The organism is Kosakonia sp. MH5 (assembly GCF_009935945.1).
Classification (GTDB): Bacteria; Pseudomonadota; Gammaproteobacteria; order Enterobacterales; family Enterobacteriaceae; genus Kosakonia; species Kosakonia radicincitans.
In genome coordinates, this window is sequence record NZ_QODH01000001.1 from 986,341 (window position 1) to 1,009,146 (window position 22,806).

Consider the following 22,806-nt stretch of genomic DNA (forward strand, 5'->3'; position numbering starts at 1 on the left):
GCAGTGTCCCGTTACGGATGAATAGAGAGGCGTAGCGCCAGCGCCACCAGCGTGACAAACAGCACCGGCAGCGTCATGACCACACCGGTACGAAAGTAGTAACCCCAGCTTACGCGTACATTTTTTTGTGCCAGCACATGCAACCACAGCAGCGTCGCCAGGCTACCAATCGGCGTGATTTTTGGCCCAAGATCGCAGCCAATCACGTTGGCATAAACCATCGCTTCTTTCATTACGCCGGTTGCCGAACTGCCATCAATGGCCAGCGCGCCCACCAGCACCGTCGGCATATTATTCATCACCGAAGAGAGGAACGCTGTGATGAATCCCGTTCCCAGAGTGGTCGCCCATAATCCTTTATCGGCCAGCATATTCAGAATGTCGGTGAGATACGCGGTTAATCCGGCGTTGCGCAAGCCATAGACGACGAGGTACATCCCCAACGAAAAAATCACGATTTGCCACGGGGCGCCGCGCAGCACTTTACCGGTATTGATGGCATGACCTTTTTTCGCCATCGCCAACAGAATCAGCGCGCCAACTGCCGCAATGGCGCTGACCGGAATACCCAGCGGCTCCAGCACAAAAAAACCGACCAGCAACAGCAGCAGAACAACCCAACCGGCGCGGAATGTTGCACGATCCTTAATCGCCAGCGCTGGCTCCCGCAGTTTTTCCATGTCATACACCGGCGGGATATCCCGGCGAAAGAAGAGATGCAGCATGATTAGCGTCGCGATAATCGCCGCGATGTCCACCGGTACCATCACCGAGGCATATTCCCTGAACCCGAGCCGGAAGAAGTCGGCCGAGACGATATTGACCAGATTCGAGACAATCAGCGGCAGACTGGCGGTATCCGCAATGAACCCCGCCGCCATCACAAAGGCCAGCGTGGCACGTTTGCTGAACCCCAGCGCCAGCAGCATGGCAATAACAATCGGCGTCAGGATCAGCGCCGCGCCATCGTTGGCGAACAATGCTGCCACCGCAGCACCAAGCAATACAATATAAGTGAACAGGAGCCGACCGCGCCCGTTTCCCCAGCGGGCAACATGCAGCGCCGCCCATTCGAAAAAGCCGGATTCATCCAGCAACAGACTGATAATAATGACCGCAATAAAGGTGGCCGTCGCATTCCACACAATATTCCACACCACCGGGATATCGCTGAGGTGAATCACCCCGCAGACCATTGCCAGCCCGGCGCCGATCACCGCGCTCCAGCCAATACTCAACCCCTTCGGCTGCCAGATAACCAGCACCAGAGTGAACAAAAAAATTGCCCCTGCCAGTAACATCACTTACTCCATCACATCTGAATTTATGAATATGTTTGAGGCGTTAACAGCTGCCGGACGCGGCGGTTTTTAGCCTTTCGCGCGTCTCTTCGCGCAGGCAGTTCCAGCTGGTATCAATGACGTCAGCGGCCCAGGCCGGAATATGCGGAGAGAGACGATAATGAACCCATTTCCCCTCACGCCGGTCGATAACCAGGTTGTATTCACGCAGAATCGCCATATGGCGGGAAATTTTGGGCTGCGATTCTCCCGTTGCCGCACAGAGATTGCAGACGCAGAGTTCTCCGGATTCGCGGAGCAGCATCACAATTGACAGGCGGGTTTCATCGGAGAGCGTTTTGAAAAGCTGAACCGGATGTAGCATGCTGAGTCTCGATGGCGTTCATTTACACATATGGTAAATCATATATGTAATAACTTAAAGCGACACATTGAGGTAAAGAGTCTGGCGTGGAACGAAGCGTTTCGCTTCTGAGTAACATCGTCGCGTGGAATACGGCGGGATCTTCCCCGCCGCTTCAGCATAAGGTATTTGCCCTTAGCGCTTTTCCGCCTCGCGGCTGGCCGCTTCGCGCTTCAGCGCCAGGGTAAAGCCGAAGGTATTGATCCCGTTTGCGCTGGTGGCAAACACATCGCCCTGATGCATGTTCGCTACCGCGCGGACAATTGACAGCCCCAGCCCGTGGTGCGTATCGCTGCGGGTGCGGGAGGCATCCACACGATAGAAACGTTCAAACAGCCGCGCAAGGTGGCTTTGCGCGATCTCCTCGCCGTTATTCGACACCGCGACATGCGCCAGTTCACCGACGTTTTGCAGCCGCACAATGATTGTGCTGTCCTGCGGCGCATGGCGGGCGCTGTTTTCCAGCAAATTCGCCAGCGAACGATGGAACAGACGGCGGTCAATGGATGCCGTGACATCTCCCTCGACCTGCACCTGGAGATTCTTCTCGGCAAACGAAGGCTCGACATACTCAAACGTTTTGTAAGCCTCTTCGCGCAGAGAAACCGTGGTGAGCTGGGTGGCGTGTTCGCCCGCCTGGGCATGGGATAAAAACAGCATATCGTTGACGATGGAGGTCATGCGCTCCAGCTCTTCGAGGTTGGACTCCAGCAGATCCTGTAACTCTTCTATGGAGCGTTGACGTGACAAGCCAAGCTGCGTCTGGCCAATCAGGTTGGTCAGCGGAGTACGCAGTTCGTGCGCCACATCGGCATTAAAGCTCTCCAGTTGGCGCCAGGCGATCTCCTGGCGCTCCAGCGCACCATTAAACGAGACCGCCAGCGTTTGCAGCTCGTCCGGCAAAGTATGCGCCTGCAGACGCTGACCATGATTACCCGGCGCAAGCTGGTGTGCCTGCTCGCTTAATGTATTCACCGGACGCATACCGAAACGGGCGATCAAATAACCCAGCAGCGCAATCAGGAAGACACCGATACAGCTGACCAGCACCAGTGCACAGGTAAATTCATACAACGTGCCCATATAAGGCGTGGAATCTATCGCCACCACATAGCGCATCGCCGGGCGTTCGCCGCTCGCCGGGATTTCGCAGGAGTAGAGGAACAGCAGGCAGGATGCTTCCGTTTCGCCTGGCGCGGTGCTGAACCCGTTTTTCAGCGAAGCCCACTCCACGCCTTTCGGCGGCGGACCGCCCATATCAAAGCGGGGATCATCGGCCACCAGCCAGTACTTCACGCGCCCGCCCTCATAGGAGGAGAGCGTATTAAATTTGGTGGTCAGGGATTTCCAGCCGTCGATGGACTGACGGTTTTCCACCCACGGCGCCATCAACGATTCGCGGAATAATAATTCGTTATGCATCTGGCTTTGCAGCGACTCATACAACGAGCTTCTGAGCACAACGCCAAAGGTGACGACGACAAACACATACGCCACGGCGAACATCAGCGCCATGCGTCCGGCAATCGAGTGTTTACACAAAGAGAGCGCATTCAACTGGCTTTACTCTCCTGGCGGGTTTCCAGCACATACCCCATACCGCGCACCGTATGCAGCAGCTTAACGGGATAAGGATTATCAACTTTGGCGCGCAGGCGTTTAATCGCCACTTCAACCACGTTGGCATCGCTGTCAAAGTTCATATCCCAGACCTGTTCGGCGATCATCATTTTCGACAAGATTTCGCCCTGATGACGCGCCAGCAGGCTCAGCAGCGCGTACTCTTTCGCCGTCAGTTCAAGGCGGTCGCCGCCGCGCGTTACGCGCCGCGCCAGCAGATCGAGGTGCAGATCGTGGATATGCAACTGAGTGATGTCCGCGCCGTCGCCTGGTCTGCGGCGCAGCAACGCCTGAATGCGCGCCACCAGCTCGATCAGCGAAAAGGGTTTTGGCAGATAATCATCCGCGCCGTGGCGCAGCCCTTTTACCCGCTCCTCAACCGAGCCGCGCGCCGAGAGCATCAGCACTGGCGTCTGTTTGCAGGCGCGCAGCCGCTCAAGAATCTGGTAACCGTCCATGCCGGGCAACATGATATCCAGCACAATCGCGTCGTACTCGTATTCCAGCGCCAGGTGCAGCCCTTCGACACCATTATCAACGACATCGAGAGTGAAACCCTGTTCGCTCAGCGCACGATTAATATATGACGAGGTCTTTTCCTCGTCTTCGATGAGTAACAGCTTCAAAGGGGCGACTCCTTCAACGTTCCGGCACCTGCCGCAAACATATTCATAGCCGCAATGTTACCGCTGTTGGGCTGACATTTAGCTGACATTTTTTCACCGTTTTAGCGACAAAATGCAACCTGATGATTAACCACGTATCGTGGCGTCAATTCTGCGCTAGCGCTAGCTTTGATGGTACCGACGCCATACGCCCGGCGGCATATGGTATTTACGGGCAAAGGTGCGGGTGAAGGTTTGCTGTGAGTCATAACCATAACGCGTGGAAATGGTGATGATCGAATCTTCCGTCGTCAGCAGCGCCTCGGCAGCGCTTTCCAGCTTCTTATTACGGATATAAATCCCTAACGGCACCTGCATCACTTCCTGAAAAAGACGCTGTAAATGCCATTTTGAATAACCGGCCCGCGTGGCGACATCGCGAATTCTGAGCGGACGGTCGAGGTTTTCATCGATCCACTGCTGGATCTCATGTACCACCATCTGTTGCATACCCATCGTGAAAGCCTCCTTCTTAAGGAGCTCTCACCTTAACGCAGGGATACTGACTCAAAAGTGACGCGAAAATGATAATCCTGTCAGTTTTGTTACCCCTGCCGGGTAGCTTTTACGTCAGCTATTTTAGCAACACCACCACAGTCGCTGACTTATGCCAGCAACTGGATTGGTTCAATCTTGCTACATCGTCGTAACGCGTATGATTTGATCTTGAGAGAGCAGATACTGCTTTTTTATTTATCCGATTCAAGATAATCAGTCAGGAAAGCCTGGGCATTTCCTTCGGAGGAGTATGCTTTGCTGTAATATATTGGTATCGCTTTATTTTCGCCCGGCAGATTCAGTTCCCCCCACCCATTACTATTAAAAAACAAGACGGTAAATTTTTTCCCATCAACCAGTGTGTAAACATATTTTTTCGTACCCACATCATCCACGTTCATTAAATGAATTTTTTTATTCCATGGATGATCAATATCCGTCATCTGCACAATCATTTTTTTCTCGTCAGGTTTACCATAACGCAGTGTCCATACAATGGTGCCTTCCGCCCCTTCATAAGCCTTGACCCTTTCAGCCACTTCCGGTCGCACTACCTGATTTACAGTCGCCGTTCCCTCAGAGTGAACCAATCCTGGCATCGTAATAGCTACAGAGACGGCAATGGATAATAAAATTTTTTTCATCGATAACCTCAAACCTGACATTGTTAACATCAACCAAAAACAAATAATGTATTACCACTAAACCTTAACCTTATTTTTATGCAACGAAAATTAGCATTCATTGTCTGCATGATAAAATAAAGTTTGCACACTACTTGATCTAATCAAATATCCTTTCCGGGAAACCCTCAGGATAAACTCATCACTGACACCTGATTTACTAACGTTATATTTGAGATCATTTATAACCTGCCAAACCCGCTGAACTGACGCGCGAAGGCCGTTTCGCTCCCAGACATCACTCATAAGCATGTCATCAGAAACAACGTTGTTAACCCCATGACACAAAAGGTATTCCAGTAAGTACGACTGGGTTTTTCTCAGAGAAATATATTTCGCCGTTCCATAAAGGCAGATGAGTCTTTTTGTTCTACAGTCATAAATCACACTCTTTTCGATAAGGAAGCCCATGACTGAAAGCGCTTTATTTTCCTCGTCTGGCATACCCCTCCTTAGCGTTTACACAGATGTCTGTACCGCACAATTTTATTGTCAAAATGACAAAACAACACGCTGTAAGTTATTCGCATAATAAATAACATTTATTTCTTGCATGTAAATATCATTAATATTCACAAGGCAGCAATTCCAGGTTAACTGCCGAAAGATAAAAACATGTTTAGTTCATTAAGACAATAACAAACCTTCAGTAATAATAACTAAAAATAATCCACTTTAGCCAGAGGATTGAACCAAACAAAAAACCGTCTCCACAGTTAAAAGACAAGTAAAAATTACGCATCATTAACATTCAGACCATTTACCTTATTAAAATAAAAGTATTACCCCCAATGTTTATAAAATAAAAATATCAATTTCCAGAATTTTTCCGGGGTAAATAACACCTTCATCGAATCTACTGCAAAAAATAACGATATCCGGCCAATTGTTCTGATCGCTCGCACTGACTGAAATCACAGAATTGACCGCCGCTGGCGGCATAATCCGCCCATTCACGATGGTTTAATGATTAAGCGATACGCGTGCTGTCCGTCCGGATTACATCAATGAGAAAGGCAAATCACTATCGGGACATCCTTGTCCCTCGCTCTGCGACACCGTTGTCTGGTTCATGTATCATGGCATCGCGTTTGTTCAGAAGCGTCAGGTATTCACCAGCACACCGGAGGCAAGCTGCGCCGAACTTTCCCGCCGGGCATGCTCGGTGCGAAAAACGCTCATCAACGCCACCAGATTCCGTGACTGATCGCGCAGATGATCGACCGCCGAACTGGAGGCGCCCACCAGCGCGGCATTCTGCTGCGTTACCTGATCGAGCTGGGCAATAGCATCATTCACCTGCGCAACGCCCAACTCCTGCTCCTGAGTGGTCATACCGATTTCGTTAATCATTTCCGCGACATGGTGCGACTGCTTAACCAGCTCGCCGATGGTAGAACCGGCATTGTTGACAAGCGCAGCGCCGTTATCCACACAATCAATACTGGCCTGAATCAGCCCTTTGATCTCTTTCGCAGCCGTGGCGGAGCGCTGCGCCAGTGAACGCACCTCTCCTGCGACCACGGCAAAGCCTCGCCCATGCTCACCGGCACGTGCCGCTTCCACCGCCGCATTGAGCGCCAGGATATTGGTCTGGAAAGTGATGCCGTCGATAACGGTAATGATCTCGCCGATTTTGCGCGCGCTCTGGCTGATCTCATCCATGGTGCGCACAATGTTGTCGATCGCTTCCCCGCCTTTGGCGGCAATGTCGCTGGCGGCGGTGGCCTGCTGGTTGGTGACGCGTACCGTGTCGGCATTCTGGCGAATGGTCTGGCCGATTTGCTCCATTGACGCCGCCGTCTGTTGCAGGCTGGCTGCCTGCTGTTCCGTGCGCTGGCTAAGATCCATACTGCCCGCCGCCACGCCGCTGGCCCCTGCCGAGATCGATTCGCTGCTCTCACGAACCTGCGCCACAATGCGATTGAGGCTTTGACGCATCGCCTCCATCCCGGCCAGCAGGCTGTGGCGATCGCCTGCCGCCAGCGTCACCGGCATTGCCAGATTGCCCTCAGCGATATCGTGTACCACTCGCAACGCATAAGCGGGTTCACCGCCCAGCTGCCGCTTGATAAGCCGCGTGGCAAACCAGGCGATCAACACGCCAAACAGCGTTGCCGCTGCGGCCAGCATCAGCAACAGATCGCCAGACGCTCGCGCACTGCCGGTGCTCTCCGCCGCTGCCGCGGTCGTGCTGGCCTGCTGGCGCTGGATCATCACAGTGATTTCATTAAACAGTTGTGCTTGAACCGGTTGCAGTTTATCCACCGCCATCGACTGGGAGTCGAGCATCTGGCCATTTTTCGCCATGCTCACCGTCTGGCGCACAACCGCGACGTATTGCGCCTGCGTCTGTTTAAAACGATCCAACATCTGCTGGACATCGCTGCCCTGAATATTCTGCTGTAACTGTTTGACCAGCGTGTCGATACGCTGGATTGCCGCTTCGGTGACCTTCTCTTCGGCCTCCTGTTTATCGGCGTCATCCTGAAACACCATAATAAAGGTCGCTTTGGTAGCGTTATTTAACGTGTCCTTTAACTCCTGCATCGCCAGCAGGTTAGTCAGGTGATATTTTTCATAATATTCAATGTGTTTGCTGGTGCTAAGTAATTGTGTCCGTCCAAAAATCGCCACCAGGAAACTGATCACAATAATGGCGGCAAAACCGGTGCCTAAAAGCGCACCAAGAGAGAAGGGTTTGATGACTCGCATAGTATCCCTCGTAGTGTTTCAACGAATTCCACAAGCTGTGTAATGGGTGCGATTTCACTATACGAAGGCTATAACCTTACGGAAAATATGAAATTACGATGGGATCGCCGGAGGGCAGCAGCGTCTTATCAGACCTACAGGCGGGGTATATTGCCGGTTTAATCGCAGGGCTGATGTCGCGCTGGCAATAAAAGGCAGAGGTCGAACGGCCCAATAATAAAGGAGAAGCCGGATGCGCCGCCGCTGCCCACAGTGACACGCGGTTCGGGCATTTGTTGCTGAAATGCTGGCTCCTTATTACTGATTAACGGTTCACATCGCCCTTGAGGGATTCGCTGCAGTGCCAGGCTGTAAGGCGCAGTGCAGTTAATGATGATTTTGCTGGCAGTACTGCGATCGCGTACTGACTGCCTTTTTCATGTGGAATAACGATCGATGCAATCGGCTTCACTACTGAACCTTGTCAGCATCAAGGCCAGCGTTTTCGGAGTACTAAACAGACGGGCAAAACTAAAGCGCTGGTCGATATTATCCATTATGCCCGAAACTGATTGGCTGCATTGGCGGCTAGCGCCGAAGCAGGGAGACATCCTGGCTCCCTTTTTTCTCAGTCAACAACGATGCGGTCTTAATTTACCTCAATTCGACGGCGTGGTGGTGGTGGTGGTACTGGTTGACGTGTTACTGCCGTTGTCACCGCCCATTGCCAGCAATGCCAACCCGGTGACGGCAGCAACGCCCGCGACACCAACCCACGCCGAATTTCCAATGGCACTGTCTGAAGCGTCACTTCCTGCGGCAGAGCCTTCTGCTACCGGTGCTGCGTGTGCTAATCCAGAAATAATAAAACTAACGACCAAAATAATGCGATGTAAATGCGTCATGAACCAACCCTCATATTTTATTGGGACCTTTCGCACTTTAAATCGCCATCACAAAATAAGATCGCAAATTAAGACATTCCTCGACAATATGGAAACAATTGGGAGATTCCTCAGTTCTATTTAATTATCTAAACGAAGCGGCAACAGCTTGCATAAAACAAAAATAAGAATATCCTCAGTTAACAACTTTTTAGCAATATGATACAGATCAAACTAGAAAGAGAAGAAGGATCAAAAGCAGAAACCATTTTTTACCCGCCAATGTTTTTACACACAGTTTCATACGAACCGGGAGGATGTTAACATGGGAAGAAATATAGATATCGTATTGTTCAAAATTAATTGCTCTTATACCAAAAAAGGTATAATTCAATTAGTAAAAGAAATCAGAAATTGCAGTGAAATACACATTGCCATTAACTTTAGTGCGCCTTTTTCCAACCGAGGGATGCTGGTTGTGACTAAAGGTCATTTTTCTCCCTTTACCCTGGTACATACACCTATAATTGTGATTCCCGATAAAATACAAGTGGATGTTTTATTGGATATTTTAACTGAATTTATAAATGGACGCGTCAGTAGCCATGTAAAAACCATTCGACTGGGCCGTCGAGAAATCGCAATATTGAAGGGCATGATCTTCGAGAAGAGCGATGATGAAATATCTAACCTACTGAGTATTAACAAAAAAACCGTCTCATCTCATAAGGATAACATTAAGAAGAAAATATCAGCCAACTCCAGGATTGATATTTTTTACGCCTTCAGTATTTTTCCATTCAAAGATTGTGGACTGGCCGAAAATGAGGAAGAAATAATGCCATTCCCCCAGCAAAAAACGCCAAATCGTAGAGTGGTGGCCTACGGCTGATTATCACTACAGGTTGAAATAAAAACCTGATGTTCACAACGTAAACCATAATAATTCAGTATTGCGATATATCCTCTGTACCTGTTTACGTTCGAAACAGACAGCGTAAAAATATAATAGCAGCAGGACTATCGTCGGTAATATTTTCTGGTGTTGCCGACGTTTCTGGAACGAACCACTTTTAAATGCTTATAGAATGAAAAAATGATTATAACCAGTAGCACACCAATCACAGTCAGTTCGATGATGATCATTTTGTGTACTCGCATAGAAAGCATGCTTTATTTACTGATGAACAGCGTTACACGTCAATAGCTGACACCGAAAATAAGACTGGCCTCACCACAAATGTTATTTTGAAAAGACTTATTCATTTAAAAACAAGAGAAAATTACCATGCCTACTAACCTTTGTAGTATGACCGCCTTGCGCCACTATTATCTGCGTATTTTACGTCGTTATTCCTCGCTCAATGCGGTCGAAGAAATTTATGAACTTCGGAGCCAAAAGCTAACCGGAATTGAGCTGGAAGCGCTGATCAGTGCCAGCGATCATCGCCGCGCCGAACTTGTTCACCATTGCCGCTGGCTGAAAGTTCCGGCCAGCGCATGGCGCAATGTGTAGGCTCCTGAGCGTCATTCATTCACCGTAGCTATATGAAAAGAGTCTTGTACCAGTAGTAAACATTCTTAGCCGCCTGCCGATAGCTTAAAAGCCTTTTGTGACATTGACGTTGAGCAGGACAAAAAATGAAAAGACATCCCCTTTCTTGCAGGGCGCTAAAGGCGGCAGGTTATGACCCGAACTCCAGCGTGCTGGAGCTTGAGCACAGTAATGGCCGCGTTGAGCAGTATCTCGGCGTACCACCGAAGATCTGGCAGGGTTTTTTGATGAGCCAGCAGCAGGAAGCGTACTTCCGCGAAAATATTGCCAACAGCTACTTAAAAATCACCGTTGAACCGGCGAATCGCAGTCGCTTTTAGTCTGTAACACGGTCATTTTTAGTGTTTTTGTGTTAACGTTGTCTCCCCGCGCAGACGACGCGGTTTCCTGTTGACTAAGGCTTTTGACAACGTAAGAGGGTATATGAGAATTGGTATTGCCTTTCCGGTGCTGGTTTTTATTGTAGCGGTCGCTTTCCTTGCCTGGTTTATCCTCGGCGGCTACGCCAACCCAGGTTCCTGACGTCTTTTCCCCTCCGATTTATGCCGACGGCGCATTCGCGAATGCCGTATCCGCTTACAGAAAATAAGTAAAACCAATGGAATGAATGAGCCTGCCGTTCCGTTAGCGGGTGTAAACTACCGGGCAAGTACGTTTACCGGAGTGGTTCATGAATATCATTGAAATCATCATGTCGGCGGGCAAGGTTTCCGTGGATGTTGCACTGTATACCTTGCTGCCGATCATGGTGGTGATGCTCATCATAATGAAGTATCTGGAGGAAAAAGGGGTTCTGGATGGCATTGTTCGTCTCACCTCCCCGGTATTAAAACCTTTTGGTATCAGCGGAATGGGGATTTTCGCCCTGATTCAGCTTAATTTCGTCAGCTTTGCCGCACCGCTCGCCGCGCTGGCGATTATGGAGCGCCGCGGAACTTCCGATCGCCATCTTGCCGCCACGCTCGCCATGTTATTCGCCATGGGTCAGGCGAATGTGTTTTACCCTCTGACTCCGTTCGGCCTGCACTGGGGCATAGCGATTGTGATTTCGATGATTGGTGGTCTTGCCGCCTCAACGCTGACCTGGTACGTCACGGGACGCAGGCTCTCTGCCGCCAGCCTGCGCGATGAAGAGGGTGAACTGAATAAAGATAAACCGCGCGCGAGTTTGATTTCGGTGATTAACGGCGCTGGCGCAGATGCGATTCGCCTGGCGCTGGGGTCGCTGCCGATGCTGTTGTTATCGCTGACGGTGGTGGGCTTACTAAAAGCGGCAGGCGTGGTAGAAGCGCTGACATCGCTGTTAACGCCGATGCTGGAATTCTTCCATATTTCCACAGTATATGTGCTGCTGACGCTGACTAAATGCCTGGCGGGCGGTACGGCCTATTTTGGCGTGGCCTCGGAGATGGCGCAGCACGGTCAACTGACGGCGCAGCAGATCAACGCCTCGGCGGGCTTCTTGGTGCAAACCCTCGATTTACCAGGAATTGGGATTTTCCTCGGTATCGCCAGCCGCTTTGTCCGCCTGTTCCGCTTTGTACTGCCAGGCGCGATTGTCGGCATTCTGGTCCGCACGCTGTTACATGTGATGGTGTTTTAATGCGGGAAAAGCACAAGGGCACGATTCGTGCCCTGCTGAGTTTGTTGCTACGGTAAGCGCTATTTTCCCAGTGCGGCGGCCATTGCGGCGCTGCATTTCATGGGCTCGAATTCAACAACGTCGTAATCGGCCACACCTTCACGGTAAAAGGGATCTTCTTGCAGCAGCGCATCCAGCGCCGGGCGGGCCAGCGCGCGGGTTAAAATCACGCCACCACTGCGCGGGTTCGTTGGCCCGGCCGCCAGAAAATAGTCCTCTTTAAAGCACGCGTCGAGATACGTGCGGTGCTCCTCAACAAAGCGATCGACCTCGCTTAACGGTTTTTTATATTTCAGCGTTACGATAAACATACGCAAACTCCTCTCTATGAGTAGTGAATTATCAACACGTTACGGTGCAGTATTCATGAGGGTTATATTGCGGTTAAATAGCCGCTCAGGCTATTGCCATTTTTAACCCAGTTGAGACCGGATTTGTTGTGGACATCAAACTGCTGCGATCGTTTACCGTTGTTGCCCGGCTTGAGCATATCGGCCAGGCGGCTGAAAGGCTGAATATCTCATCATCCCCGCTGAGCCGACAAATTCAGATGCTGGAAGATGAATTAGGCGTCACGCTGTTTCATCGCGAGAAAAAACGCCTCCATCTGACCACCGAAGGGGAAAAATTTCTCGACGAAGTGGGGCCTTTTCTCCAGCATTATGATCGGCTGAAAGATCACGCCAGACATCTGGGTCAGGCCAACGCCGGACGCATTGATATCGGCTATGTCGAAGCGGCGATTCACTCACGTCTGCTGCCCGATGCGCTGGCAAAATTAGCGCTCCCGCCAGAGATCGATATCAAGCTGCATTCGATGCGTTCAAAACAGCAGCTTGAGCAGCTACAGGCCCGGTTAATTGATGTGGCGTTCTTATACACGCTGCCGCCGTCAAGCGACGCGCAGTTTTGCCAGAAAATCGTCCTTACCGAGCCGGTGTTGCTGGCGATGCCGAAAGCGTTGGCTCTCCCCGCGCCCACGCCCGCGCAGCTTGAGCAGTATCCCTGGATAGCCGAGCAGGAAAACCTGAACCCGGCAGCGCGCGCGCAGTTACTTCGGGCCTGTCAGGAAAAAGGCTTCACCCCGCGCATCAGCCTGGAAGTTTCCGGCCCGCTGGCCGCGCTCTCTTGTGTCGAAGCAGGACTGGGATTCACGTTTATTCAGCAAAGCCTGGCGCGCATTGCCTCGGAGAATGTGGCATTAGTGGCTTTGCCATGGCTACCGCTGGAGATCGCGCTACACCTGGTGTGGAGAAAAAACGAAACAAAGCCGCTGGTGCGACGCCTCCTCGCGGCTTTCGATTAGCGCCGCTCACCCGGCCTGGCGCAGATTCCCCCAGGCCCGGTAAGCGTACGCCATCAGGCAAAACGTTATTTCTTCACCGTATCTTCGAGGAAGAAGCGACCGAGCGGATTCTGGTAGAAACCTTCGATATTTTTCCGGCTCACGTTGCGGTACGGGCTGTAGTAGAGGTCGATCCAGTTCACATCGGCTTTGGCCATTTTTTGCAGATCGATATACATCTGTTCGCGTTTTTTCGGATCCATTTCCACGCGAGCCGCAGCGACCAGCGCTTTCACCTTGTCATTCTTATAACGCGTCATGTAGTTCATGTTCGCATCGTGGCCCAGCACAAAGGTGGTTTTCTGATCCGGGTCGAGAATATCGTTGGTCCAGTACATCACCGAAATATCGTATTCGCCCGCCACCAGCATGTCCCAGCTCTGGCTGGGGTCAACTTTTTGCAGGTTCACTTTCACGCCCGCTTTCGCCAGTTGCTGTTGCAGCAGAATGGCAATCTGCTCATCCACTTCGTCCCCGGCGTTAACCACATAATTCAGCGTTAAATCGGAGGCGCCGGCGGCTTTCAGCATCTGTTTGGCTTTTTCAGGATCGTAGGCGCGGCGCAGGTTATCGCTGTAGTGATACAGCGCGCCAGCCGGAATATAGGAGTTCGCCACCTGGCCGTAGCCAAAGGTCACGGTCTTCACAATCGCATCTTTGTCGATGGCAAAGTCCAGCGCCTGGCGCACTTCCACTTTACCGAGTGCGCCGTGCGAGTGGTTGATCAACAGATGATCTTCACGGGTTGATGGATCCAGCTCCACCTTCAGATTGCTGTCTTTTTGCAGTGAGGCAATGCGCGAGAACGGCACCGTCAGCGCGGCATCCAGTTCACCGGCCTGCACTTTCAGCATGCGGGTGTTGTCATCAGGAATGGTCAGCCAGTCCACTTCGTCGAGGCTGACGTTCTTCGCCTGCCAGAAGTTCGGGTTCTTCACCAGCACGATTTTCTCGCCGCGCACCCACTCTTTCACGCTAAACGCGCCAGAACCGACCGGTTTTTCGGCAAACGTCTCTGCCCCTTCATCCTTCAGCGCTTTTTCCGAGATCACCGACGCATTAGGCAATGCCAGTTGTGACAGGAACGGCGCAGACGGTGATTTCAGCGTGACGACCAGCGTACGCGCATCCGGCGCTTCGGCTTTGTCGATAATGCTGTACGAATCGCGCCACAATGAACCGGCATCGTCACGGATACGCAGCAGGCTGAACGCGGCATCACTGGCGCTCACTGGCGTACCGTCGGAGAATTTGGTGTCGCGAATTTTAAAGGTATAGACCTTGCCGTCCGGCGAAATGCTCCAGCTTTCCGCCACGCCTGGCTCCAGTTTGGTGCCGGTTTTATCTACCCGTACCAGCGGATCAAAGACGTTGGAAAACACCCAGTTGTCGGCGTTTTGCGCCGATTTGATCGGGTCGAACGTGGTGCTGTCTTCGCGACGGCCAATGGTTAATACGCCTGCCGCCTGCGCCATTTCGCTGACCACACTGAGCGCCAGAAAAACGCTGGCCGCCAACAACTTAACATGCCTGTGCTTCATCAAAAGATCTCCTGGTTAAAGGAAAAACAGTCTCATCGCCTGTGTGGGTCAACACACAGGAATATGCGTGATCGGCAATCTGCCGGGTTGGAGGTAACGCGCCGGTGCGACACTGCACCTGCGCATAGGGACAGCGCGGATGGAAAGCGCAGCCCTGTGGAATGGATAACGGGCTGGGCGGTTCTCCGCCAAGCGGCTCTGCGGGCAGCGGTTTATCGGGATCGATTTCCGGGATCGCCGCGACCAGCGCGGCGGTATAAGGGTGACGTGGCTGCGTGAACACCGCTTCGGACGGGCCTTCTTCGACAATACGCCCGAGGTACATCACCGCCACGCGATCGCACAGGCGGCGCACAATCGCCAGATCGTGTGCGATAAACAAAATCGCCAGCCCCATCTTTTCGCGCAGTTCCATCAGCAGGTTAACGATCTGCCCCTGAATGGAGACATCCAGCGCCGCCACGCACTCATCTGCCACTATCAACCGGGGTTCGAGCGCCAGCGCGCGGGCAATCCCGGCACGCTGGCATTGCCCGCCGCTAAGCTGGCCGGGTCGGGCCTTCGCTTGCTCCGGGCGCAACCCGACTAACGTCAGCAGTTCAGCTACCCGCGCATTCACACCGCTGCGCGGCACTTTCTGATGCACGCGCAGTACTTCCGCAATGCTGTCGCCGATGGTCTGGCGAGGATTAAGCGAGGCGAAAGGATCCTGAAAAATCATCGCCGTTTGCAGGCGCAACCGCGCCACGTCGCTCTTCAGCCCATGAGTAATGCGGTGACCATCGAAGCGCACCTCGCCCGCCGTCACCCGCTCAAGCTGCAATAACGCCCGTCCCAGCGTGCTTTTGCCGCTGCCAGATTCGCCCACCAAACCGAGGGTTTCCCCGGCGTGAATTTTCAGTGTGACGTCATTAACGGCGTGCACCATCCGCCTGGCGCCAATCAGGCCGCCGGAAACCGGAAAGGTCACGCTGACGTTGTCCGCCTCTAACAGGGGCCAGTTTGCTGATGTCGTCATGCGCCCTCCCGCAGGCTAAGTGGTTGTAATGCATGATGGCAGGCCGCCGCATGCGCCAGCGTGTCGCGCCCCTGCCGCAGCACAGGCTGTTGCTGACAAGCCGCGCTGGCGTACTGGCAGCGGGGATGAAAGCGGCAACCGGCCGGGAAGTTATCCGCCACCGGCGGCTGACCGCTGATAGTCACCAGACGCCCCTGCCCGCCTTCGCTAGCCGGCTGGCAATCAATTAATCCACGGGTGTAGGGATGCAGCGGTTGCGCCAGCACATCGCGCTTACCGCCCACTTCGCACAACCGCCCGCCGTACATAACAGCGATGCGATCGCAGGTTTGCGCCACCACGCCAAGATCATGGGTGATCATGATCACCGCCAGTCCCAGTTGCTGACGCAAGTCGCTGAGCAGACGCAGGATCTGCATCTGCACGGTGACATCCAGCGCGGTGGTTGGTTCGTCGGCAATCAGCAGCGACGGTTCAGGTGCCAGCGCCACGGCGATCATCGCGCGCTGGCGCATGCCGCCGGAAAATTCATGCGGATAGTTATGAATGCGGTTTTGCGGATCGGGAATACCCACCTGGCGCAGCAGTTCTTTGGCATCTTCCCGCGCCTGTGCTCGGCTGGCGCCGAAATGACGGCGACGGCTTTCGGCAATTTGCTCGCCAATGGTCATCACCGGGTTCAGGTGGCTGGCGGGATTCTGGAAAATCATCCCCATTTCGCGACCGCGCACCGCCGACATCTGCGCTTCGCTGAGCGACAGTAAATCACGGCCGCCCAGCCGCACTTCGCCGCCGGTAATGGCCAGCCCCTGGCCGGGCAGCAGACGCATCAATGCCCGACAGGTCACGGTTTTCCCGGAGCCGCTCTCGCCGACCAGGCCGAGCATCTCTCCGGCATTCAACGTAAATGAGACCTTATCGACCAGCGCGATATCCGGCTCGCGGGTAATGGTCAGTTCTGAGACGGTCAGCAGGGTCATACGCGCGCTCCCAGTTTATCGCCGAGGCCATCGGCCAGCAGGCTGAACCCCATCGCCAGCAGCACAATCGCCAGCCCCGGAAAGGTGGTTATCCACCACGCGGTGGTGATAAAGCTCTGCCCCTCCGCTACCATCACGCCCCACTCCGCCGTGGGCGGCTGCACGCCCAGCCCAAGATAGCTGACCGCCGCGCCATTCAGCAGCACCAGCACGCAGTCGGACATGGAGAACACCAGCGCGCCGGTGATGGCGTTCGGCAACAGATGACGGAACAGAATGCGCGCGTGGCCGTAGCCAAGGCTGCGCGCCGCGACAATAAAATCCCGCTGTTTTAGCGTCAGCACCTGCGCCCGCACCAGCCGGGCGTAAGAGACCCAGCCGACCATCGCCATCGCAATGTAGAAGCTGCCCAGCCCCGGCCCGAGGATGGCGATGATCGCCAGCATCAGTACCAGAAAAGGAAACGCCAGTACGATGTCGATCAGCCGCATAATGGCCGCATCCACCACGCCGCCGAGATAACCAGACAGCGCGCCGAGCGTGGTGCCGAGCAAAAACGGGAAGATAACCCCCAGCAGGCAGATTTGCAGATCCACCCGCGCGCCCCACAGCACGCGCGAGAAGATGTCGCGGCCAAAGTTATCGGTACCGAACAGGTGCGCGCCGCCGGGAGGAAGCAGGCTCGATGCGGCATCCTGCGTAATGGGATCAAACGGCGCCAGCCACGGAACAAACAGGGCGATAAACAGCCACAGCCCGACAATCACTATCCCGGCGCGCAGCGCGTGCTGGCGTGGGATCGCCCGGCGGCGTAACCCGGAAATCACGCTGAGAGCACTCATAATTTGACCCTCGGATCCAGTGCCACGGTCAGCACATCGGCCAGCAGGTTGACGACCACGGTCGCCAGCGCAAACACCATCACCACGCCCTGCACCACCATGTAGTCGCGGCTAAAAATCGCTTTCACCAGCAACTGGCCCAGCCCCGGAATGGCGAACACGCTCTCAATCACTACCGTGCTACCAATCAGCCAGCCAATATTCACCGCCAGCAGGTTTAGCGTCGGCACCAGTGAGTTGGGCAACACGTGACGCCAGAAGATACGGTTTTCGCGCTGCCCCCGCGCCCTGGCCGCCACCACATAGTCACTGCTCATCTCCATCAGCAGGCTGGCGCGCAGGTTGCGAATCAATACCGCAGACAGCGCCAGCGCGACCGTCAGGCACGGCAGCACCATATGGTGCAGTTGGTCGGCAAAATCGCTGCCGTAACCGGAGACCGGGAACCAACCGAGCACTACGCTAAAAATGATGATCATCATGATGCCGAGCCAGAACGCCGGAAACCCTAACCCGGCGGTGGTGAACAGACGGATCAGTTGATCCGCCGCCCGCCCGCGCTGTCGCGCTGCCAGCGAAGCCAGCGGAACGGTGAGGATCACCGCCAGCAGCACACTGCCCAGCACCAGCCACAATGTTGGTTCGAGCCGCGAGTTAATCAGCTTCAGGGTATCGACGCGGTAGACAATCGATTTGCCCAGCTCCCCCTGTAATAAATTGCGCAGAAAGTAGCCGTACTGCACCCATAACGGTTCATCGAGACCAAACTGCGCACGGATACGCGCCAGCGCCTCTGGCGTACTGCGTACGCCGAGCAGAATGCGCGCCGGATCGCCGGGGATTGCCCGTACCATCGCGAAGGTGATGATGCTGATCCCAAGCAGCACGGGCAGCAGTTGCAAGGGTCGAAATAACAGAAAACGGTAACGATGCATCAGCGAACTCCCATGGTGCATACGGTGGTGAAAGTTAAAAAATCGCTCCGCCGTAGTGCAGCCCTGCGTCATAAATTTGCGCCCGGTCAGCCTTAGCGGGCGTTTTCTTTACGCTAACGGCATCATTCAGGGCTGGGTAGTTAGCAAAAATACTAGTTTTACCTTTCTCGCAGGACGGCACCGGAATTGCATGCTTTGGCGAAGCCATGGGGAAATTGCACAAACCGTGCCCGTGGCATGGCACCGTTTACCTTGGGGGAGTTCATTATGCGCATTGATATCGAAAGCCCTGGTGCAACCAACGCCACCAGGCTTGAAGAGGCTTTTGCCGGGCTGTTTGCCCGGACGCAGGCGTTGGGTTTTGATGCGGTGATTTACGACTACACGCCGGTGCCGCGTTCGCTGGAAGGCGCGCTGATTACGCCGTCGCTGCTGGAGATGCGCAATGTGCCGGATGATATGCGCAGGCTGTGGTGCGAACGCGGCTACTATCAGGTCGATCCGGTTCAGCATTTTGCGCTGGAGAGTTGCGCGCCGTTCGTCTGGTCTTATCAACGCCCGGATCGCAGCGCATTACAGGGGCGACTGGATGAGAACGCGCAAGAAGTGACGCACTACATGCGCGATAACAATATGCCCTGCGGCGCCACCGTGCCGCTGCATCTGCCCAATGGCGGTTTTGTCACGCTGACCGGAATTGTCACCGACCAGCGGGAAGAGCGGGATATCAGCGAAACGCTGGCGCAGCTGACCTTTCTGGCGCACCGCTTCCAGGAGTCGGCGTTTCCGCTGTTTGACGCCTCAATGCTCACCTGCCGCCATGTCAAACTGAGCAACCGCGAGCGCGAATGTCTGGCGTGGTCTGCCGAAGGGCTGACGGCGAAAGAGATTGCCCGCAAGCTGCACCGCTCAGTTGCGACTGTTACGCTGCATCTGAACACGGCGGCGAAAAAGCTCGGCGCGACCAACCGCGTCCAGGCTGTTGTCCGTGCGTTGCATTACCGTTTGCTGGACAGTTAAGAACTAGCATTTTTGCTAGTGTTCAGCGTAAGCAGTGACGTTCTAACCTGAAAGCCAGTTCACTTAACAGGGTAAACGTCACTCATGTACACCATTCGAGAAGGCTATGTTCCCTTCCGGGGATATCAGACCTGGTTTCGCATCTGCGGCGATCTACACAACGGTCAAACGCCGTTGGTGGTCGCGCATGGCGGCCCCGGCTGCACTCACGATTATGTTGATGCGTTCAAAGATATCGCCGAAACCGGGCGCGCCGTGATCCACTACGATCAATTGGGTAACGGACGTTCCACCCATCTGCCGGAGAAAAGCCCGGATTTCTGGCAGCCCTCGCTGTTTCTCGACGAACTGAATCATCTTCTCCAGGCGCTGGAGATTGCCGACAACTACGCGCTGCTGGGGCAATCCTGGGGCGGAATGCTGGCGGCAGAACATGCAGTCACCCAGCCGCAAGGGTTGAAAGCGATGATTATCGCCAACTCACCGGCATCAATGGCGCTGTGGCTGGAAGGTGCAGCGAAACTGCGCGCGCAGCTTCCGCCTGACGTCCAGCAGACGCTGCTGGCGCACGAAGCAGCGGGCACGCTGGACAGCGCGGAATACAAAGCGGCAAGCCAGGTGTTTTACCAGCGCCATGTCTGCCGTCTCTCCCCCTGGCCGCCGGAAGTACAGCGCACCTTTGATGCGATGGACGCCGATCCGACGGTGTACCACGCAATGAACGGCCCAACAGAATTCCACGTGATCGGCAGCATGAAAGAGTGGACGATTATCGACCGTCTGCCGCAGGTGCGCGTTCCGACATTACTGATTTCCGGGCGCTATGACGAAGCCACGCCAGAAGTAGTGCAGCCGTTTATGGATCATATTACCGGGGCACAATGGGTGATTTTCGAATCCTCCAGCCATATGCCCCATGTCGAAGAGCGGTCGTTGTGTATGCAGACCGTCAGTGATTTTTTGGCGAAAACCTGTTGATTCTCAGCCCACACCAGGTGGATTGTGTTTGTTGTTTTTAAGCGCCGGCCAGGCGCTTTTTTTGTGCCTGCCAGCCAGCAACACCGTGCATTAACGGCACATCGCGGGTGCGCTACCGGTACGCATCGCTGAATAGAGCGAACAGAGCGCCTGCAAGCTCTTGGTGCCGGTACGTTTCATCAGGCTGTTGCGCTGCACGCTGACGGTGGTCGGGCTGACGCCGCGTATCCGCGCGATATCCTCCACTGAATGCCCGCGCAACAGCAAGCGCATAATTTGCTGCTCGGCGCTGGTGAACTTAAAGGCGCCATGAATATAGCCGGGCTGCTGGTTTTGCTGACAAAGCAGGATCATCACTTCCAGTGCCTGGCGCAGCTCATGTACGTGAACATCTTCTGCAAGGCAGAGTTTCACCAGCCCAGGGAAAAGTAGCGTCAGTGAATCGAAATGGCGTTCAGAGGAGATGAAAATAGAGTAATGCGGCGGCGGGCTGGAGAAAAACAGTGAATACATTTCCACGATATCCATTCCCGCGGTCACATATATTGCGGCGCCACCGCTGCGAAAACGGCTGCCTTTTTCTCTGCTCAGTTGCCTGAGTATTTTCTCAATACCGTAGATGAAAAGGCGATCCTTTCCATAGATTGTCATAGCGGCTCCAGAGGATAATTTTTATATTTTCCGCTCCGTTAACGGAGGCATGTTTTTTCCTGAGTGTTAGGGATACGTTAAGGCAGATCAAGCATGGCTAACTGTCTTGTTTAGCTTTCGTTTAGGTTTTTGATGACATCCCGTCTGGTTCTGCATTCCGCACTCTCCCTGTTGCACTCAGTGTATTGCATTTTTCGTCAAATGTTCGCAATTTACTCCAGGAATAAATTTATTAACTTATTTATTTTCGATAGTAAATCAACAATACACCTCTTTATTAATCATCTCACTTAGAAAACTTATCTTGTTGTTTATAAATGATTTATTATAAATAGGAATATCTTTAATTCCATCATTTGAATAATTTACAGTCTGTATTTAAATGTTTGATCTCAGCCTCAAAACATCATTTCAAATTGTGTAAAAGTGCGTTCCACATGATTAAGTAAGATATGAAAACAACAAGATTAATGCACCCAATTAATCCTGATAATTTGGTTGATAACGTATTCTGTGTGGTGAATCCCCCTCAGCGGCGGGGTCATGCTGATATGAGGTTATCCTCAATGATGTTTCATTTTTATGGGCGAACTGGAGAGATCGGCCTCCAGTTCACCGGGAGGCACCCGGCACCACACACCACATTACCGGCACAGTGATTATATTCGTCATAATTATTACGCCTGCTAATTATATCAATTTTTATCAGCAGGGATTGTCACATTCCCTCTGAATTAAAACTATCTGCAATTTTTTTGCGGAGAACCTTCTGTACCTTTGGGTTAAAATAATAGGGGATATTATGTTGCGCACGTTGTTATTAACTACCATACCGCTGTTCAGTATTGCGGCTCATGCGGTGACTTTTGATTATCGTCATGAAATAAATGACAGTGGCGGTAATAACCACAAAGATCGTTTATTAATGTCGCACCGCTTTGCAAATGGTTTTGGTTTATCGCTGGAAGGCAAATGGAAAGGCTCACAAAATAAAGACAAGGCGTATCATGAAACCGTCAGTAATGGTACGGAAGTGGTTGCCAGTTATGTTTATAAAATTAATCCGACCTTCCAGATTGAACCGGGTTTTTCACTGGACAGCAGTTCAACCTCGAACAACTATCGCCCGTATCTGCGCGGCAAGGTCAACTTCTCCAGTGATGTCGGAGCTACGCTGCGCTACCGCCCTTACTTTAAGCGCAACTCCAACAACATCGGCACCACAAAAGACACCAGCGAAAACGGCTACAACCTGACGGCTGTTATTTCGTGGAAACTGTTTAATGATTATCAGCTCGACTACGAACTGGATTATAAACACGCGACGTCCGCTGGCGTGCTGATTGCCGATAATGAAAATTACGACTGGACGCATGATGTGAAATTAACCTACAAATTTGATAAAAACTGGTCGCCGTATGTTGCGATTGGTAATGTATCCGGCAGTAAATATACAGATGAACGTCAAACTCGTTACCGCGTCGGTGTGAAATATAATTTCTGATAACCCGGATATAAATAAGGATTTCGGCAGAAATCCTTATTTTTAAA

26 protein-coding genes are annotated in these 22,806 nt (G+C 53.0%); 9 read left to right on the plus strand and 17 right to left on the minus strand.

What is annotated here, in order from left to right:
• Positions 1–11: 11 nt before the first annotated feature.
• The 10 genes from DK872_RS04700 to yjbE form a co-directional block, all read right to left on the minus strand.
• Positions 12–1,301, minus strand: a complete 1,290-nt coding sequence (locus tag DK872_RS04700) for an arsenic transporter (RefSeq protein WP_007373718.1) — start codon at positions 1,299–1,301, stop codon at positions 12–14.
• A gap of 43 nt (positions 1,302–1,344) precedes the next feature.
• Positions 1,345–1,665: a metalloregulator ArsR/SmtB family transcription factor gene (locus DK872_RS04705; RefSeq protein WP_007373717.1), complete on the minus strand. Its 321-nt coding sequence runs from the start codon at positions 1,663–1,665 to the stop codon at positions 1,345–1,347.
• A gap of 174 nt (positions 1,666–1,839) precedes the next feature.
• Positions 1,840–3,246 carry a heavy metal sensor histidine kinase gene (locus DK872_RS04710; RefSeq protein ID WP_161518154.1) on the minus strand — a complete coding sequence of 469 codons (1,407 nt, stop codon included), beginning with the start codon at positions 3,244–3,246 and terminating at the stop codon, positions 1,840–1,842.
• Between the two features lie 11 nt (positions 3,247–3,257).
• On the minus strand, positions 3,258–3,950 hold the full coding sequence (locus tag DK872_RS04715) for a heavy metal response regulator transcription factor (protein WP_007373715.1): 693 nt from the start codon (positions 3,948–3,950) through the stop codon (positions 3,258–3,260).
• 162 nt (positions 3,951–4,112) lie between these two features.
• On the minus strand, positions 4,113–4,445 hold the full coding sequence (locus DK872_RS04720; protein ID WP_007373714.1) for a helix-turn-helix domain-containing protein: 333 nt from the start codon (positions 4,443–4,445) through the stop codon (positions 4,113–4,115).
• Positions 4,446–4,678: 233 nt separating this feature from the next.
• Positions 4,679–5,131: a hypothetical protein gene (locus DK872_RS04725; RefSeq protein WP_083565976.1), complete on the minus strand. Its 453-nt coding sequence runs from the start codon at positions 5,129–5,131 to the stop codon at positions 4,679–4,681.
• A gap of 90 nt (positions 5,132–5,221) precedes the next feature.
• Complete coding sequence (locus tag DK872_RS04730; RefSeq protein ID WP_050998944.1) at positions 5,222–5,614, minus strand: winged helix-turn-helix domain-containing protein; 393 nt, start codon at positions 5,612–5,614, stop codon at positions 5,222–5,224.
• Between the two features lie 660 nt (positions 5,615–6,274).
• Complete coding sequence (locus DK872_RS04735; protein WP_161518078.1) at positions 6,275–7,885, minus strand: methyl-accepting chemotaxis protein; 1,611 nt, start codon at positions 7,883–7,885, stop codon at positions 6,275–6,277.
• Positions 7,886–8,189: 304 nt separating this feature from the next.
• Complete coding sequence (locus DK872_RS04740; protein WP_161518079.1) at positions 8,190–8,336, minus strand: hypothetical protein; 147 nt, start codon at positions 8,334–8,336, stop codon at positions 8,190–8,192.
• A 187-nt stretch (positions 8,337–8,523) separates the two neighbouring features.
• Entirely contained in the window at positions 8,524–8,769 is a 246-nt protein-coding gene (gene yjbE / locus DK872_RS04745; RefSeq protein WP_035943204.1) for an exopolysaccharide production protein YjbE, read from the minus strand.
• A gap of 304 nt (positions 8,770–9,073) precedes the next feature.
• Between yjbE and DK872_RS04750 the strand changes: the two genes are divergently transcribed.
• The 5 genes from DK872_RS04750 to DK872_RS04770 all read left to right on the plus strand — a co-directional run bounded on the left by DK872_RS04750 (position 9,074) and on the right by DK872_RS04770 (position 11,906).
• Positions 9,074–9,640 carry a LuxR C-terminal-related transcriptional regulator gene (locus DK872_RS04750; protein WP_007373706.1) on the plus strand — a complete coding sequence of 189 codons (567 nt, stop codon included), beginning with the start codon at positions 9,074–9,076 and terminating at the stop codon, positions 9,638–9,640.
• Between the two features lie 396 nt (positions 9,641–10,036).
• The gene (locus DK872_RS04755; RefSeq protein ID WP_079518277.1) at positions 10,037–10,264 is read left to right on the plus strand and encodes an Hha/YmoA family nucleoid-associated regulatory protein; all 228 of its coding nucleotides are present in this window, start codon (positions 10,037–10,039) and stop codon (positions 10,262–10,264) included.
• 125 nt (positions 10,265–10,389) lie between these two features.
• Entirely contained in the window at positions 10,390–10,623 is a 234-nt protein-coding gene (locus DK872_RS04760) for a KTSC domain-containing protein (RefSeq protein ID WP_072438315.1), read from the plus strand.
• A gap of 103 nt (positions 10,624–10,726) precedes the next feature.
• Positions 10,727–10,825, plus strand: a complete 99-nt coding sequence (locus DK872_RS04765; RefSeq protein WP_035889721.1) for a YoaK family small membrane protein — start codon at positions 10,727–10,729, stop codon at positions 10,823–10,825.
• A 148-nt stretch (positions 10,826–10,973) separates the two neighbouring features.
• The gene (locus tag DK872_RS04770; protein WP_007373700.1) at positions 10,974–11,906 is read left to right on the plus strand and encodes a nucleoside recognition domain-containing protein; all 933 of its coding nucleotides are present in this window, start codon (positions 10,974–10,976) and stop codon (positions 11,904–11,906) included.
• A 59-nt stretch (positions 11,907–11,965) separates the two neighbouring features.
• Here the strand turns inward: DK872_RS04770 and DK872_RS04775 are convergent, their stop codons facing one another.
• Positions 11,966–12,256, minus strand: coding sequence for a YciI family protein (locus tag DK872_RS04775; RefSeq protein ID WP_007373699.1), 291 nt, complete (start codon positions 12,254–12,256; stop codon positions 11,966–11,968).
• A gap of 128 nt (positions 12,257–12,384) precedes the next feature.
• On the opposite strand from DK872_RS04775, the gene DK872_RS04780 reads away from it, so the two are divergent.
• A complete protein-coding gene (locus DK872_RS04780) occupies positions 12,385–13,251 on the plus strand; it encodes a LysR family transcriptional regulator (protein ID WP_072438313.1) in 867 nt (288 codons plus the stop codon).
• Positions 13,252–13,316: 65 nt separating this feature from the next.
• Here DK872_RS04780 and DK872_RS04785 read toward each other — a convergent pair whose 3' ends face one another.
• The 5 genes from DK872_RS04785 to DK872_RS04805 are packed head-to-tail and all read right to left on the minus strand — an operon-like array spanning position 13,317 to position 18,606.
• The gene (locus DK872_RS04785; protein WP_035889726.1) at positions 13,317–14,831 is read right to left on the minus strand and encodes an ABC transporter substrate-binding protein; all 1,515 of its coding nucleotides are present in this window, start codon (positions 14,829–14,831) and stop codon (positions 13,317–13,319) included.
• Entirely contained in the window at positions 14,812–15,849 is a 1,038-nt protein-coding gene (locus DK872_RS04790; protein ID WP_035889727.1) for an ABC transporter ATP-binding protein, read from the minus strand. Before DK872_RS04790 ends, DK872_RS04785 begins: the two co-directional genes overlap by 20 nt.
• Complete coding sequence (locus DK872_RS04795) at positions 15,846–16,829, minus strand: ABC transporter ATP-binding protein (RefSeq protein ID WP_007373695.1); 984 nt, start codon at positions 16,827–16,829, stop codon at positions 15,846–15,848. The genes DK872_RS04790 and DK872_RS04795 overlap by 4 nt, the downstream gene beginning before the upstream one ends.
• Positions 16,826–17,671, minus strand: a complete 846-nt coding sequence (locus DK872_RS04800) for an ABC transporter permease (protein WP_007373694.1) — start codon at positions 17,669–17,671, stop codon at positions 16,826–16,828. Before DK872_RS04800 ends, DK872_RS04795 begins: the two co-directional genes overlap by 4 nt.
• A complete protein-coding gene (locus DK872_RS04805; protein ID WP_007373693.1) occupies positions 17,668–18,606 on the minus strand; it encodes an ABC transporter permease in 939 nt (312 codons plus the stop codon). The genes DK872_RS04800 and DK872_RS04805 overlap by 4 nt, the downstream gene beginning before the upstream one ends.
• A gap of 267 nt (positions 18,607–18,873) precedes the next feature.
• On the opposite strand from DK872_RS04805, the gene DK872_RS04810 reads away from it, so the two are divergent.
• Together DK872_RS04810 and DK872_RS04815 are read left to right on the plus strand one after the other, a co-directional pair.
• On the plus strand, positions 18,874–19,626 hold the full coding sequence (locus DK872_RS04810; RefSeq protein ID WP_035889779.1) for a LuxR family transcriptional regulator: 753 nt from the start codon (positions 18,874–18,876) through the stop codon (positions 19,624–19,626).
• 84 nt (positions 19,627–19,710) lie between these two features.
• Entirely contained in the window at positions 19,711–20,604 is an 894-nt protein-coding gene (locus DK872_RS04815) for a proline iminopeptidase-family hydrolase (protein WP_007373690.1), read from the plus strand.
• A gap of 90 nt (positions 20,605–20,694) precedes the next feature.
• On the opposite strand, the gene DK872_RS04820 is transcribed toward DK872_RS04815, so the two are convergent.
• A complete protein-coding gene (locus DK872_RS04820) occupies positions 20,695–21,255 on the minus strand; it encodes a helix-turn-helix transcriptional regulator (RefSeq protein WP_007373688.1) in 561 nt (186 codons plus the stop codon).
• An 802-nt stretch (positions 21,256–22,057) separates the two neighbouring features.
• Between DK872_RS04820 and DK872_RS04825 the strand changes: the two genes are divergently transcribed.
• The gene (locus DK872_RS04825) at positions 22,058–22,759 is read left to right on the plus strand and encodes an oligogalacturonate-specific porin KdgM family protein (protein ID WP_035889729.1); all 702 of its coding nucleotides are present in this window, start codon (positions 22,058–22,060) and stop codon (positions 22,757–22,759) included.
• The last annotated feature ends 47 nt before the right edge of the window (positions 22,760–22,806 follow it).

Excerpts from the sequence above, each read along its gene's own strand:
- DK872_RS04785 (WP_035889726.1), bottom strand. The coding sequence starts at position 14,831 with ATGAAGCACAGGCATGTTAAGTTGTTGGCGGCCAGCGTTTTTCTGGCG.
- DK872_RS04720 (WP_007373714.1), bottom strand. The coding sequence starts at position 4,445 with ATGGGTATGCAACAGATGGTGGTACATGAGATCCAGCAGTGGATCGAT.
- DK872_RS04755 (WP_079518277.1), top strand. The coding sequence starts at position 10,037 with ATGCCTACTAACCTTTGTAGTATGACCGCCTTGCGCCACTATTATCTG.
- DK872_RS04765 (WP_035889721.1), top strand. The coding sequence starts at position 10,727 with ATGAGAATTGGTATTGCCTTTCCGGTGCTGGTTTTTATTGTAGCGGTC.
- DK872_RS04760 (WP_072438315.1), top strand. The coding sequence starts at position 10,390 with ATGAAAAGACATCCCCTTTCTTGCAGGGCGCTAAAGGCGGCAGGTTAT.
- DK872_RS04725 (WP_083565976.1), bottom strand. The coding sequence starts at position 5,131 with ATGAAAAAAATTTTATTATCCATTGCCGTCTCTGTAGCTATTACGATG.
- DK872_RS04730 (WP_050998944.1), bottom strand. The coding sequence starts at position 5,614 with ATGCCAGACGAGGAAAATAAAGCGCTTTCAGTCATGGGCTTCCTTATC.
- DK872_RS04800 (WP_007373694.1), bottom strand. The coding sequence starts at position 17,671 with ATGAGTGCTCTCAGCGTGATTTCCGGGTTACGCCGCCGGGCGATCCCA.
- DK872_RS04770 (WP_007373700.1), top strand. The coding sequence starts at position 10,974 with ATGAATATCATTGAAATCATCATGTCGGCGGGCAAGGTTTCCGTGGAT.
- DK872_RS04795 (WP_007373695.1), bottom strand. The coding sequence starts at position 16,829 with ATGACCCTGCTGACCGTCTCAGAACTGACCATTACCCGCGAGCCGGAT.
- DK872_RS04750 (WP_007373706.1), top strand. The coding sequence starts at position 9,074 with ATGGGAAGAAATATAGATATCGTATTGTTCAAAATTAATTGCTCTTAT.
- DK872_RS04810 (WP_035889779.1), top strand. The coding sequence starts at position 18,874 with ATGCGCATTGATATCGAAAGCCCTGGTGCAACCAACGCCACCAGGCTT.
- yjbE (WP_035943204.1), bottom strand. The coding sequence starts at position 8,769 with ATGACGCATTTACATCGCATTATTTTGGTCGTTAGTTTTATTATTTCT.
- DK872_RS04790 (WP_035889727.1), bottom strand. The coding sequence starts at position 15,849 with ATGACGACATCAGCAAACTGGCCCCTGTTAGAGGCGGACAACGTCAGC.
- DK872_RS04815 (WP_007373690.1), top strand. The coding sequence starts at position 19,711 with ATGTACACCATTCGAGAAGGCTATGTTCCCTTCCGGGGATATCAGACC.
- DK872_RS04825 (WP_035889729.1), top strand. The coding sequence starts at position 22,058 with ATGTTGCGCACGTTGTTATTAACTACCATACCGCTGTTCAGTATTGCG.
- DK872_RS04775 (WP_007373699.1), bottom strand. The coding sequence starts at position 12,256 with ATGTTTATCGTAACGCTGAAATATAAAAAACCGTTAAGCGAGGTCGAT.
- DK872_RS04820 (WP_007373688.1), bottom strand. The coding sequence starts at position 21,255 with ATGACAATCTATGGAAAGGATCGCCTTTTCATCTACGGTATTGAGAAA.
- DK872_RS04735 (WP_161518078.1), bottom strand. The coding sequence starts at position 7,885 with ATGCGAGTCATCAAACCCTTCTCTCTTGGTGCGCTTTTAGGCACCGGT.
- DK872_RS04700 (WP_007373718.1), bottom strand. The coding sequence starts at position 1,301 with ATGTTACTGGCAGGGGCAATTTTTTTGTTCACTCTGGTGCTGGTTATC.
- DK872_RS04805 (WP_007373693.1), bottom strand. The coding sequence starts at position 18,606 with ATGCATCGTTACCGTTTTCTGTTATTTCGACCCTTGCAACTGCTGCCC.
- DK872_RS04705 (WP_007373717.1), bottom strand. The coding sequence starts at position 1,665 with ATGCTACATCCGGTTCAGCTTTTCAAAACGCTCTCCGATGAAACCCGC.